Annotated in this window: 10 protein-coding genes; 3 read left to right on the forward strand and 7 right to left on the reverse strand. The window is 60.7% G+C overall.

Translation table 11 applies throughout. The features are described from left to right. The first annotated feature begins 42 nt into the window (after window positions 1-42). Window positions 43-1,224, forward strand: a complete 1,182-nt coding sequence (locus IFT44_RS03175; RefSeq protein ID WP_192175405.1) for an acetyl-CoA C-acetyltransferase — start codon at window positions 43-45, stop codon at window positions 1,222-1,224. A gap of 84 nt (window positions 1,225-1,308) precedes the next feature. Here the strand turns inward: IFT44_RS03175 and IFT44_RS03180 are convergent, their stop codons facing one another. Next, window positions 1,309-3,732, reverse strand: a complete 2,424-nt coding sequence (locus IFT44_RS03180; RefSeq protein ID WP_192175406.1) for an autotransporter outer membrane beta-barrel domain-containing protein — start codon at window positions 3,730-3,732, stop codon at window positions 1,309-1,311. A 431-nt stretch (window positions 3,733-4,163) separates the two neighbouring features. Between IFT44_RS03180 and IFT44_RS03185 the strand changes: the two genes are divergently transcribed. Then, window positions 4,164-4,466: an RcnB family protein gene (locus tag IFT44_RS03185; RefSeq protein ID WP_122477782.1), complete on the forward strand. Its 303-nt coding sequence runs from the start codon at window positions 4,164-4,166 to the stop codon at window positions 4,464-4,466. Between the two features lie 13 nt (window positions 4,467-4,479). Here IFT44_RS03185 and cysG read toward each other — a convergent pair whose 3' ends face one another. Genes cysG through IFT44_RS03215 form a run of 6 tightly spaced genes read right to left on the reverse strand, consistent with a single transcriptional unit; the run spans window position 4,480 to window position 12,038 of the window. Continuing rightward, a complete protein-coding gene (gene cysG / locus IFT44_RS03190; RefSeq protein WP_122477780.1) occupies window positions 4,480-5,871 on the reverse strand; it encodes a siroheme synthase CysG in 1,392 nt (463 codons plus the stop codon). Beyond that, complete coding sequence (gene serS / locus IFT44_RS03195; RefSeq protein WP_185793212.1) at window positions 5,872-7,152, reverse strand: serine--tRNA ligase; 1,281 nt, start codon at window positions 7,150-7,152, stop codon at window positions 5,872-5,874. Window positions 7,153-7,178: 26 nt separating this feature from the next. Continuing rightward, a complete protein-coding gene (gene crcB / locus IFT44_RS03200; protein ID WP_122477777.1) occupies window positions 7,179-7,553 on the reverse strand; it encodes a fluoride efflux transporter CrcB in 375 nt (124 codons plus the stop codon). Further along, window positions 7,550-8,875 carry a replication-associated recombination protein A gene (locus IFT44_RS03205; RefSeq protein ID WP_122477775.1) on the reverse strand — a complete coding sequence of 442 codons (1,326 nt, stop codon included), beginning with the start codon at window positions 8,873-8,875 and terminating at the stop codon, window positions 7,550-7,552. Before IFT44_RS03205 ends, crcB begins: the two co-directional genes overlap by 4 nt. 21 nt (window positions 8,876-8,896) lie before the next feature. After that, complete coding sequence (gene lolA, locus IFT44_RS03210) at window positions 8,897-9,520, reverse strand: outer membrane lipoprotein chaperone LolA (protein WP_192175407.1); 624 nt, start codon at window positions 9,518-9,520, stop codon at window positions 8,897-8,899. Between the two features lie 37 nt (window positions 9,521-9,557). After that, window positions 9,558-12,038, reverse strand: coding sequence for a DNA translocase FtsK (locus IFT44_RS03215; RefSeq protein ID WP_199861456.1), 2,481 nt, complete (start codon window positions 12,036-12,038; stop codon window positions 9,558-9,560). Between the two features lie 405 nt (window positions 12,039-12,443). Here IFT44_RS03215 and aat point away from each other — a divergent pair, with 405 nt between their 5' ends. Beyond that, entirely contained in the window at window positions 12,444-13,124 is a 681-nt protein-coding gene (gene aat, locus IFT44_RS03220; protein WP_192059689.1) for a leucyl/phenylalanyl-tRNA--protein transferase, read from the forward strand. The last annotated feature ends 41 nt before the right edge of the window (window positions 13,125-13,165 follow it).

Raw genomic sequence — 13,165 nt, forward strand, 5'->3', positions numbered from 1 at the left:
TACAAGAACAAGGCCACCGGCCACACTACCGAGGACTCCTTCATGCAAGACGTCGTTATCGTTGCCGCCACACGCACCGCCGTCGGCAGTTTCCAGGGCTCGCTGGCGAGCGTTCCCGCCGTCGAGCTGGGCGCTGCGGTGATTCGCCGACTGATCGCACAGACCGATCTGGATCCTGCACAGGTCGACGAGGTCATTCTTGGGCAGGTGCTTACCGCGGGCGCCGGGCAAAACCCCGCGCGCCAGGCGGCGATGTTCGCCGGCCTGCCCAGCGCCGTACCGGCCATGACGTTGAACAAGGTCTGCGGTTCAGGGCTCAAGGCCGTGCACCTGGCCGCCCAGGCCATCCGCTGCGGCGACGCCGAGGTGATCATCGCCGGCGGCATGGAGAACATGAGCCTGGCGCCCTACCTGCTGCCGGCCGCACGCACCGGTCTGCGCATGGGCAATGCCGCGCTGGTCGACAGCATGATCAAGGACGGCCTGTGGGATGTCTTCAACGACTATCACATGGGCATTACCGCAGAAAACCTGGCCGAACAGTACGGCATCAGCCGCGAAGCCCAGGATGCGTTCGCTGCGCAGTCCCAGCAAAAGGCCGTGGCTGCCATCGAAGCGGGTCGTTTCGTCGATGAAATCACCCCCATTGCCGTGCCCCAGCGCAAAGGCGAGCCCGTGCAGTTCGCTGTAGACGAGCAGCCACGTGCCGACACCACGGCGCAAAGCCTGGGCAAGCTCAAGCCGGCCTTCAAAGCCGACGGCAGCGTCACCGCTGGCAATGCGTCGTCGCTCAACGATGGCGCTGCGGTCGTGCTGCTCATGAGTGCGACCAAGGCCCAGGCACTGGGCCTGCCGGTGCTGGCGCGCATTGCCGCCTATGCCAATGCCGGCGTGGATCCGGCGGTGATGGGCATCGCTCCGGTGTCGGCCACTCGCCGCTGCCTGGAGAAGGCCGGCTGGAGCCTCGAGCAACTGGACCTGATCGAAGCCAACGAAGCCTTCGCGGCGCAGGCGCTGTCGGTTGGCCAAGTGCTGGGCTGGGACGCCGACAAGGTCAACGTCAACGGCGGCGCCATTGCCCTGGGTCACCCGATAGGGGCTTCCGGCTGCCGGGTACTGGTCACCTTGCTGCACGAGATGCTGCGTCGCGATGCCAGCAAGGGGCTGGCCACCCTGTGCATTGGCGGTGGGCAAGGTGTAGCCCTGGCTCTGGCGCGAGACTGATCCGGCAGCAGGCAACACGCACTGGCCAGTGTGTGGTGAATGGATGGAGACTGGCACGCTCAGCCTTGGTGTAGTTCGACCTACCTAAAACCCGTAGGTCAAACTCACCTCGGCAACACTGTCGCTGTAATTTCGGCCACCGAATCGATGGCCAACTGCCCCGCTCAGGCCAAGTCGAGAAGTTACTTCGCCCTCCACACCCAGCTTTATTTCTCCAACATCCCGATACCCATCCTGGGAGATTTTCACACGATCCATATTGACACTATATACCTTGTCACTGTGAATCCATCCCGCCTCTACGTAGGGCTTGATCTCAGTCCCTGCTGATGAGCCGCGATCTAAATTTTTCAGAAATGCTCTCACTGCCAAATGAGTGTAAATACCGCTCTCATTACCAAATCTCACCACGGTTCCATTCCGCTCAATGTGATCTTCAGCTTTTATGTTGGACCAAGCCAATTTCACCTTGGGCTGAATGTAGAATGAAAAACCGCGGAACTTGGAAACCTCCATCACACGGCCAACTTCTACCGAAGCAACGGGACCACGGGACTTGTACTGCTCGCCACTTAGACCCTCACCTTTTACCGAATTATCGAACCAACTGTACTGAAATACACCGTCGATATAAGCACCCATTTCATCTACGGCATCTTCGTACCAAGTACTATAAACGCCTATTGAGTAGCCTGAAACTCGCCCTTTTGAGTCGTATGAATTAAGTTTATATGCAGTGTCGTTGGTGCCGCTGCCATAACCTGCCAATGCGCCTACTCGCCACCCTCCTCCTTTCCCTGTCGCGCCTGATGCGATATCACTACCTATCATCACAGCCTGACGGTCGGAGTGAGTACTCAGCTGACCGCTGATATCTACGCCCTGGGCATACCCCCTGATAGTTTTCATCCACAAACGCGTTGTCTTTTGCTCGCCACTCAGTGGATCAGTGTAATCTCGCGAGCCGGGCCGATCCTCCAACCTGGTTTCAAACAAAGCATTTGCCATCGCGAGATTTGCAGAGTAAGACCCCGCCTCAGGCCGAATAGTTTGCGACTGAGGTATTTCTGGCACCTCAGAAGCCCCACTGTCCAAATACCAATTCCCACTATTGGAGCCTTCCCCCCTTACGAGACGATAGTCATAAGCCCCGGCTACAATTCGGCCGGCCTGCTCGAACTGAGCTAAAGAATTGCCCTGGACGGTGATAAGTTCTATCCCGTTCAGTGTCGAGGCACCTGATCCGCCCAAATTATTCACGCTAACTTTTGTAAGACCAGAAGTATCGCCCAAGACTACCAAGCGATCCGTCACGGATTCATCGCCATTTAGCACTGAGTTGAAAATCAATAATCCATTGCCTCCTGTATAATCCCCATCAATTGTGAGTACCGCACCAGCACGCGGCCCTTGCAACGAAACAACACCACTATTGGTCAACCCTCCCAACGTTTGACCGTATCCATTGAGCGATAAGGCCCCGCCTTCAAATACAGTGTAATCAGAGTTCTTACTGAAGACATTCATACCTCCTGCCTCAAGCACTCCACCCACTAATTTAGTCAACCCACTGTATGTGCTCTCACCGGTCAATATCGTTCGGCCATTTGCAATCAACGCTGAACCGCCTCCTTTAATAGCCGATGCAAACTCATAATCCGATGCCGTGTGGTTAAAAACAATACTGCCATCGCCGGCACCGAGCCAAACGCCCTCGGTTGAGTTCAGCGAACCCGCTTCGGCCGGAGCGTCAGTGTTTGAAGAACCTATGTAAAGCACTCCGCTTGAACCAGCGGCATCCGCCAAAACCAGCTTATTGGTGTTTAGCTCACCTTTATTCTGAAGCGTGAGCATGCCACTGCCACCTTTACCCACAACCGTAACTTCAGCCGCATTCACGGACGAGCCGCCCCCCGAAACAAGTAACTCCCCAGCCGAGTTGCTTGCTCTACCGAGCGTTATAGAGCCTACACCTGCCCCCACAACATTTATAACGCTCCCTCCAGTAACGCTTACGCTACCCTGCGAAAAGTCTTCCCCACCGACATCTAGCGTGTTCTCGACAGATAGAGAGCTGCCATTACTTACCACTACGCTACCGATCGAATTCCCTTCTACTCCGACCTCGAGCGACTCACCTACAGAAACACGCGCCGCGCTATCTACAACCAGGAGGCCTTTACCATTGACCCCCACTTTGGTGTCTCCTGTACTATTCCAGCGAGAACCTGATCCGGAAACAACCACCACTCCCTCAGAACCGGCGTCAACACCCAGCTGACCAGATCCAGCTCCCACTGAATGACTTGTCACTTTTGCGCCGTTTGTAATATTCACTCGTCCGTACCCATACGTACCGACATTCAACCCATTCCCGATAGTCGGACTAAAGGGAATATTAAAATTCAACGGATCAGGGCCATTGACAGATAGAGCAATAACATCCTGCGGCATCACAAACATCCACGCCAGCCCAGAGCATTGTAGAATTTTGTTTTTTATAGCCATTTCAACCGCCCACCAATATTTAAAACCGACGAAATTCAGTACTCACTGGCATCCTGTATTCCATACATGACACGCACGCAAAATGACGCATTTATTTTTCAACAACTTTAATCGTCGCAAGGCGGAGAAAAATAGAGGAAATTTCCCATGCTTCGCCAATGTAATGCAAAGTTACATTTTTGGAGCAGATGGGAGCTTGCGTGCGTTGCCTTAGCGCATTTTCTTACTTGCCGTCGAAGCTTTCTCAAATACGCTTGGCATGCTGTACAATTGGCATACTACGGTTGATTCGGTTGAAAAAATCGAGATCTCAGACTGGAAGACGTCAAGCTTAGCCGTCTCTTCGGAACCTGTTCACCACATTGCGTGGCCTCTGGTTCCGCGTTGATCGTTGCAGCTTGGCCAATAGGTTGATTAGAGGAAGTTCCCCCATGACCCGCATGCTGTTCGCTTCGCTGTGCATCACCGGCGCGCTGTTGTCGGCCGCATCGCCTGTCACGCTTGCCATCGAGGTATTCCGCCCGCCCGGCGACGCCACCGAGCTGGTTTCCCTGGGCAAGGGCGACCGTGTTCCGGCAGCCTATGCCCAACCCGATTCAGCTTTCATCGGGTGGAAATCCTCGGGGCTCAAGCAACCCGACCCGGACAGCCAGTGGGTGCAGATCGGCGACAACTTCGTACTGGTCCGACGCAGCAACGCGGTGATTCAGGACATCCAGCCCATTCCCAAGTAATGGCTGTCGCCTGTCAGCGATACTGCGCGCCGTCGAACCAGGCGAGCTTCTCGCGCAGCACCACCACTTCGCCAACGATGACCAGCGTAGGTGCATGCACCTCATGCTCGGCGACCATCCGCGGCAGGTCCGCCAGGGTGCCGGTGAACACCCGCTGGTTTACCGTGGTGCCCTGCTGGATCAACGCCGCCGGTGTATCCGCGCCGCGACCGTGGCGAATCAGCTGTTCGCAGATGATCGGCAGGCCGATCAGGCCCATGTAGAACACCAGCGTTTGCCCTGGGGACACCAGATCGTGCCACGGCAGATCACTGGTGTTGTTCTTCAAGTGCCCGGTGACGAAACGCACAGATTGCGCATAGTCGCGGTGGGTCAGGGGAATGCCGGCATACGCCGCACAGCCGCTGGCTGCAGTGATGCCCGGTACCACCTGGAATGGGATGCCGTGGGCCGCCAATTCCTCGATCTCTTCGCCGCCCCGGCCGAATATGAACGGATCGCCGCCCTTGAGACGCAGCACGCGCTTGCCCTGCTTGGCCAAGGCCACCAGTTGCTGGTTGATCTGGTCTTGCGGCAAGGCATGCTCGGCGCGACGCTTGCCGACATACACACGTTCGGCGTCGCGACGACACAGGTCGAGGATCGCCGGCGCGACGAGGCGGTCGTAGAGCACCACATCGGCCTGCTGCATCAAGCGCAGGGCGCGGAAGGTCAGCAAGTCCGGGTCACCGGGGCCAGCGCCCACCAGATAGACCTCACCGGGGGCATGGGGCGGTGCACCGTCGACCTTCGCCTGGAGCATGCGTTCGGCCTCGGCGCCCTGCCCGGCCAACTGGCGATCGGCGATCGGGCCCTGAAACACTTCCTCCCAGAATGCACGGCGCTGGGTGACATCCGGGTACAGCGCCTTGACCTTCTGCCGAAAGCGCGCCGCCAGGCCGGCCAGCTCGCCATAGGTGGATGGAATCCAGGTTTCCAGCTTGGCGCGGATCAGCCGCGCCAGCACCGGCGCGTCGCCGCCACTGGACACTGCCACCACCAAGGGTGAGCGGTCGACGATGGCCGGAAAGATCACCGTACACAGTGCTGGCGCATCGACCACATTGACCGGCACACAGCGCGCGCGGGCATCGGCCGACACCTGGGCGTTGAGCGGTTCGTCATCGGTGGCGGCGATCACCAGCACGCAGCCGTCCAGATCGCTGCTCAGGTAACCCCTGTCGAGCATCTGCCCGCCGCTGCCGCGCACCAGATCGGCAAGCTGCGGGTCGATGCTCGGAGCGACCACGCGCAACACCGCGCCAGCCTCGGCCAGCAGGCGCGATTTGCGCAGGGCGATCTCGCCCCCGCCCACCACCAGCACCTGGCTGTCGCGCAATTTGTGGAACAGCGGCAGAAACTCCATTTAGCCGATGACCTCGAGGCCGCCCATATAGGGCTTGAGTACTTCGGGCACGCGGATGCTGCCGTCGGCCTGCTGGTAGTTCTCCAGCACGGCCACCAAGGTGCGACCGACTGCCAGGCCCGAACCGTTCAAGGTATGAACCAGCTCGGGTTTGCCTGTTTCAGGGTTGCGGAAGCGGGCCTGCATGCGCCGCGCCTGGAAATCCCCGGTGTTGGAACACGAGGATATCTCGCGGTACTTGTCCTGGCTCGGCACCCAGACTTCCAGGTCGTAGGTTTTCACCGCGCTGAAGCCCATGTCGCCGGTGCACAGGGCCAGTACGCGGTACGGCAGCTCCAGCGCCTGCAGGATGCGCTCGGCGTTGGCAGTCAGGCTTTCGAGGGCTTCCATGGATTTCGACGGTTCGACCACCTGGACCATCTCGACCTTGTCGAACTGGTGCTGACGGATCATGCCGCGGGTATCGCGGCCCGACGCGCCGGCTTCGCTGCGGAAGCACGGCGTGTGGGCGACGAACTTGAGTGGCAGCAGCTTGGCATCGAGGATTTCGCCGGCCACGATGTTGGTCAGCGACACTTCGGCCGTGGGGATCAGGTACAGATCGGCTTCACCTTCACGGCTGATCTTGAACAGGTCTTCCTCGAACTTGGGCAACTGACCGGTGCCCTGCAAGGCCGGGGCCTGCACCAGGTACGGGGTGTAGGCTTCTTCGTAGCCGTGTTCGCTGACGTGCAGGTTGATCATGAACTGCGCCAGTGCGCGATGCAGGCGCGCAATCGGCCCACGCATGATGGCAAAACGTGCACCGGACAGCTTGGCAGCCGTCTCGAAATCCAGGCCACCCGACTTGCCACCGAGGGCAACGTGGTCCTGCACCGGAAAATCGAAGGTGGTCGGCGTTCCCCAGCGGCGGACCTCGACGTTGCCGTCTTCGTCCTCGCCGATCGGTACCGATTCGTGGGGCAGGTTGGGAATGCCCAGGGCAATACCGTCGAGCTCGCCCTGGAGCTGTTCCAGCTCCGCCTTGCCGCGCCCCAGCTCCTCGGCGATGGACTCGACCTGCGCTTTCAGCGCGTCGACATCGCCGCCGCTTTTCATCACCTGGCCAATGGACTTGGACAGCGCATTGCGCTCGGCCTGCAGCTGTTCGGTGCGGGTCTGCACGGTCTTGCGCTGGGCTTCCAGCGCCTCGAGGCGCGCCACATCCAGGACATAGCCACGGCTGGCAAGGCGATCCGCTACGTCCTGAAGCTGGCTACGTAACAGTTTGGAATCGAGCATGTCGGTCTCTCGTTTATCAGTATTGGTCAGATTTTAGTCAGTGCCAGGCCGGCCCAGGTGGCCAGCAGGCCGCCGAATACGCTCACAGCGCAGTAGCCCATGGCAACCAGTCCCTGGCCGCTTTCGAGCAGGCGCACGGTGTCCAGCGAAAATGACGAGAAGGTGGTCAGGCCACCCACGAACCCCACCATCAATCCCGAACGGATCTCGACCGGAATGTCCGGGCGAATCATGAACAGCCCATACAGGTAGCCAATGATCAGGCACCCGATGATATTGACGGCCAGCGTACCGGTATAGAACAGACGTGGCCAGTTCGCATTGATGTAGGTCGCGGTGAACAGGCGCAGCAGTGTGCCGACCACCCCACCCAGGGATACCGCGACAATGGTCGGGATCACGCCTTTCTCCGCCGCCGTGGACTGCTGTCGTCCAGGCTGGCGAGGTGCTTGAGCTTTTCGCCTATCTTCAATTCCAGGCCGCGCGGCACGGGGCGATAGTAGTGGCGTGGACTCAACTGCTCGGGGAAGTAGTCTTCGCCGGCCGCATAGGCGTCGGGCTCATCGTGGGCATAGCGGTACTCGTCGCCGTAGCCCAGCTGCTTCATCAGTTTGGTCGGGGCGTTGCGCAAATGCAGCGGTACTTCCAGCGAGCCATGTTCGGCCGCCTCGCGCATCGCCGCCTTGAAGCCCATGTACACGGCATTGCTCTTGGGTGCACACGCCAGATAAACGATGGCCTGGGCCACCGCCAGCTCGCCTTCGGGGCTGCCCAGGCGCTCCTGCACATCCCACGCCGACAGGCACAGCGGCAGCGCCCGCGGATCGGCATTGCCGATGTCTTCGCTGGCCATGCGCACCACCCGCCGCGCCAGATAGAGCGGGTCGCAACCGCCGTCGAGCATGCGTGCGAACCAGTACAGCGACGCATCCGGATCGGAGCCGCGCACCGATTTGTGCAAGGCCGATATCTGGTCGTAGAACGCCTCGCCGCCCTTGTCGAAGCGTCGGCGGGTATCGCCGAGCAGGCTCTGCAACAGCTCGACGCCTATTTCCTCGCCGTCCTCGGCAAGGTCGGAGGCATTCTCCAGCAGGTTGAGGATCCTGCGTCCGTCACCGTCGGCAGCGGCCATGAGCATGGCAAAGGCCTCGTCGCCCAGGCGCAGTCGGCGCTTGCCCAGGCCGCGTTCCTCGTTCAGCGCACGGTCGACCAGACGCCGCAGCGCCGCCTCGTCGAGGCTCTTGAGCACATACACGCGGGCTCGCGAGAGCAAGGCGTTGTTGAGCTCGAACGAAGGGTTTTCGGTGGTGGCGCCGATGAAGATCAGCGTACCGTCTTCCACGTAGGGCAAAAACGCATCCTGCTGGGACTTGTTGAAACGGTGCACTTCATCGACGAACAGAATCGTGCGACGGCCATACTGGCCCGCCTGCTGCTTGGCCACCTCGACCGCCTGGCGAATCTCCTTGACCCCGGCGAGTACCGCCGACACGGTTTCGAAGTGAGCATCGGACACCTTCGCCAGCAGCCGTGCCAGGGTGGTCTTGCCCACGCCCGGTGGCCCCCAGAAGATCATCGAGTGCAGGGCGCCCTGCTCCAGTGCCTCGCGCAGCGGCTTGCCGCGGGCGAGCAGATGCTCCTGGCCGACGTATTCGTCCAGGTTGCTGGCGCGCAGACGCGCGGCCAGCGGCTGGGCAATGGGATCACTGCGAAACAGGTCCATGGGGCGACAATCGACCTCGAATTATTCCTGGATCACGTCCGCGCCTTTGGGGATGTCGAACTGGAATTTGTTCGCGGCGATCGGCTCGTTGGCCCGGACGTTCATGAACAGGATATTGGTGCGCTGGCCCACGCTGTCGATCAGTTGCATGTCGTTGATCACACCCTTGCGGAACGACAGGCGCAACGAATCGAACAAGGTGTCGCGGGTCTTGGGCTTGAGCACGAAATCGATCACGTCGCCGGCTTCCTTGGCACTGATGTCGAAGCTCTGGCTGATCTTCGACACGTCACCGGACAACAGCAGCGCCGGGGTCTGGGTCAGGCGCTGGTCGAGGGTCTTGATGGTGACCTGCTCCAGGTCCGGGTCCCACAGCGAAACCTTCTTGCCGTCGGAGACCATCAACTGCTCCTGCGGCGCGTCAGTGTGCCAGTTGAACAGGCCAGGCCGCTGCAGGGCCATCTGCCCGGCGGTCTCCTGCAACTGGGTACCGCTGCCGTCCAGGGTCAGCTGGGAAAAACGCGCGGTCAATGTCTGGGATTTCTCCAGCAGTTGCGTCAAGCGCGCCACGTCCTTCTGGTCGGCGTGTACCGACAGGCTGGCCAGGGCCAGGGCAGAAACCAACAGCATGCGAATCAGGCGCATGGGAATCCTCGTTCTAAGGTAAGGCGCGAGCGTTGCATCAGTCGCGCATCGGGCCCGGCGCGATCACTTCGCGCGAGCCATTGGTGTTCATCGGCGTGACCACACCGGCCATTTCCATGGACTCGATCATACGCGCCGCGCGGTTGTAGCCGATCTTGAGCTTGCGCTGTACCGCCGAGATGGACGCACGACGGCTTTCCAGCACGAAGTTCACTGCCTCGTCGTAGAGCGCGTCGCTTTCGCTGTCGTCGCCATCGCCGCCACCACTGCTGCCCTCGAAGCCACTGCCGGCTTCCTCGACGCCGGCCAGAATGTCTTCGTTGTAGTCGGGCACACCACGCTGCTTCCACGCCTCGACCACGCGATGCACCTCTTCGTCGGAAACGAAGGCGCCGTGCACGCGAATCGGCAGGCTGGTGCCCGGCGGCATGTAGAGCATGTCACCGTGACCCAGCAGCTGTTCGGCACCGCCTTGGTCGATGATGGTACGCGAGTCGATCTTGCTCGATACCTGGAACGCCATGCGCGTGGGGATGTTGGCCTTGATCAGGCCGGTGATGACGTCCACCGAAGGTCGCTGGGTAGCGAGGATCAGGTGGATACCGGCGGCACGGGCCTTCTGCGCGATACGGGCGATGAGCTCTTCGACCTTCTTGCCGACGATCATCATCATGTCGGCGAATTCGTCCACGACTACCACGATGGTCGGCAGGGTCTTGAGCAGCGGCGCCTCGTCGTGAATGCTTTCGCGCTTGTAGAGCGGGTCGCTCAGGGGCGTCCCGGCCTCTTCGGCGTCCTTGATCTTGCGATTGAAGCCTGCCAGGTTGCGCACGCCCATGGCCGCCATCAGCTTGTAGCGTCGCTCCATCTCGGCAACGCTCCAACGCAGCGCGTTGGCCGCGTCCTTCATATCGGTGACCACGGGGCAAAGCAGGTGCGGGATGCCCTCGTAGATGGACAGTTCGAGCATCTTCGGGTCGATCATGATCAGCTTGGCGTCTTCCGGGCCCGACTTGAACAGGATCGACAGAATCATCGCGTTGACCCCCACCGACTTGCCGGAACCGGTGGTACCGGCAACCAGCAGGTGAGGCATCTTGGCCAGGTCGGTGATCACCGGTTTGCCGCCGATATCGTGGCCTAGCGCCATGGTCACAGGCGACTTGGCCTCGTCGTACTGGGGCGAGGACAGCACTTCGGAGAAACGCACGATCTGCCGGTCTTCGTTGGGAATCTCGATACCGACGGTGGTCTTGCCGGGAATGACTTCGACCACACGGACACTGAGCACCGCCAGCGAACGCGCCAGGTCTTTGGCCAGGTTGGAGATGCGGCTGACCTTGACGCCGGCCGCCGGCTGGATCTCGTAACGGGTGATCACCGGGCCGGGGTGAATGGAATCGACGGTCACTTCCACGCCGAATTCCTTGAGTTTCACCTCCAGCAACTGGCCCACGGCCGCCAGCGACTCCGGCGAATAGTTGACCTTCTTCTCTTCGGCGGGATCGAGAATGGAAATCGGCGGCAAGGTGCCCTTCACGGCGCTGTCGACGAACAATGCAGCCTGCTTCTCCTTCTGCACCCGCGCGCTCTGTTCGGGCGGCTTGCCGCTGGGTGCGCCCTGGGTACTTTCTTCGCTCAACGGCTTGATCGGTACTGCAGGCCGCACGGGCTGGCTGGCCGCGACCGGCGCCGCCATTGCGACCGGCGCGATGGGCGCCACCGGACGGCTCTGCAGGGTCGGTTCCACAGGCGCAGGCCGCACCGGCCTGGGCTTGGCGACATCGCGCGGCTCGCTGACCCTGGGCGCAGCGTAGGCCGGTTCGTCCACTTCACGCAGTTGGGCAACCAGTTGCTTGCGTTCGGCACGCGCCGCCCACCAGCGGCTGGCCGAGCCCTGCATCAGCTCGAGCAGGTCGAGGGTGATCTTGCCGGTCATGTCCATGACCTTGAACCAGGACAGGTCGGTGAACACGGTCAGGCCGAACAGAAACAATGCGATGAACAGCAGCGTACTGCCCTGGATGTTCAACGCGTTGAGCGCCAGGTTGCCCAGGCTTTGGCCCAGCGCGCCCCCGGCGGACGCCGGGAGGCTGCCGGCAGAATGGAAATGGATATGGGCCAGGGCCGCGCCGGAGAGGATCAGGAACACCAGCCCGATCAGGCGCCAGGAGAACAACCAGCCGCTCCACTGCCAGGGCTCGTGGCGCTGACGGAAGATCTGCCAGGTCTTGACGGCCAGCAGCAGGGGGAAGATGTAGGCGAAATAGCCCAGGACCATGAACAGAATGTCGGCGGCGAATGCACCGGCCCGGCCGGCAGCGTTCTGGACCTGGTCCATGTTGCTGCTGGTATGGCTCCAGCCGGGATCGGTCTGATCGTAGGTCAACAACGCCATCCACAGATAAAGGCACAGCGCGCCCATGGCGATCAGTGCGCCTTCCTTGAGGCGATAATGCATTTGCTGGCGCCAGACGGGCACCGATGCGGGAGCGGATGAGGCAGTGGATTTCTTCAAAACGCTTGATTTCCTGCGCCTGTCGAAGCACGCAACTGATGGATGACAAAAAATACAGCAAATGGCCACTATCGGTGGACAACGGGCCCTGCAAAGATCGCATTGTACGGCTTTGTCGGCAATTCGCGCATCTGCAATATAAGCGTCGCTTGCCGTGCGCCATTCAGCTCCGAATCGGGCGACGCACGAAATGCGATTCAGCGGTGCTTTGTGTTTGCCGACAAGGCCTTACGAGCCAATCTTGAAGAACAGTGACATGGGACTGCAATTGCCTGAAAAAGTTACATGAAAGCTCGGTCGCCCTGGCTGCCCGGCCTTGCTGCCATGCATTGGCGTGCCGACCGGATCGTGGCAGGATGAACTCACTGCCCCCGGTACCACCCTCCCCTGCCGTAGCGAACAATCATGCTGACGTGGCTCAAACGAAACGAACTGGTCTTTCCTCCCCTGAGCAAGGCGATGCGCGAGCCCAATGGGCTGCTGGCAGCCGGTGGTGACCTCAGCCCCGAGCGGCTGGTGCAGGCCTACCGGCACGGCTGCTTCCCCTGGTTCGAGGACGGCCAGCCGATTCTCTGGTGGTCGCCGGATCCGCGTACCGTGCTGATGCCCGCCGAACTGCACGTGTCACGCAGCCTGCGCAAGGTACTGCGCCAGCAACGCTTCACGGTAACCTTCGACCAGGACTTTTCCGCTGTCATCGCTGCCTGCGCAGGGCCGCGCGATTACACCGACGGCACCTGGATAACCAGCGACATGCAACGCGCGTACCTCACCCTGCACGAGCAAGGGCACGCGCACTCGGTCGAGGTGTGGGACGGCGAGACGCTTGTAGGTGGGCTCTATGGCCTGGCCATGGGCCAACTGTTCTTCGGCGAATCCATGTTCAGCCGCACCGACAACGCCTCCAAGGTTGGCTTCGTGACTTTGGTCGAGCATCTGCAGCAGGCCGGTTTCGTGCTGATCGACTGCCAGATGCCCACCGAGCACTTGCACAGCTTGGGCGCACGAAGCATCGCCCGAGATCAGTTCGCCGGTTATCTGAGCCAATACCTCGACCAACCCAATAGCGCGACATGGCAGCGCTAGGCGAGTTCTCCGGCACTGGCTTACACTTGATGCAATGGTTT

Source organism: Pseudomonas sp. CFBP 13710 (assembly GCF_014842235.1).
Classification (GTDB): domain Bacteria; phylum Pseudomonadota; class Gammaproteobacteria; order Pseudomonadales; family Pseudomonadaceae; genus Aquipseudomonas; species Aquipseudomonas baltica.

Bases quoted from the DNA above. Each gene is read 5' to 3' on its own strand.
- IFT44_RS03185 (WP_122477782.1), top strand. From the start codon at position 4,164: ATGACCCGCATGCTGTTCGCTTCGCTGTGCATCACCGGCGCGCTGTTG.
- IFT44_RS03175 (WP_192175405.1), top strand. From the start codon at position 43: ATGCAAGACGTCGTTATCGTTGCCGCCACACGCACCGCCGTCGGCAGT.
- aat (WP_192059689.1), top strand. From the start codon at position 12,444: ATGCTGACGTGGCTCAAACGAAACGAACTGGTCTTTCCTCCCCTGAGC.
- lolA (WP_192175407.1), bottom strand. From the start codon at position 9,520: ATGCGCCTGATTCGCATGCTGTTGGTTTCTGCCCTGGCCCTGGCCAGC.
- cysG (WP_122477780.1), bottom strand. From the start codon at position 5,871: ATGGAGTTTCTGCCGCTGTTCCACAAATTGCGCGACAGCCAGGTGCTG.
- serS (WP_185793212.1), bottom strand. From the start codon at position 7,152: ATGCTCGATTCCAAACTGTTACGTAGCCAGCTTCAGGACGTAGCGGAT.
- IFT44_RS03205 (WP_122477775.1), bottom strand. From the start codon at position 8,875: ATGGACCTGTTTCGCAGTGATCCCATTGCCCAGCCGCTGGCCGCGCGT.
- IFT44_RS03180 (WP_192175406.1), bottom strand. From the start codon at position 3,732: ATGGCTATAAAAAACAAAATTCTACAATGCTCTGGGCTGGCGTGGATG.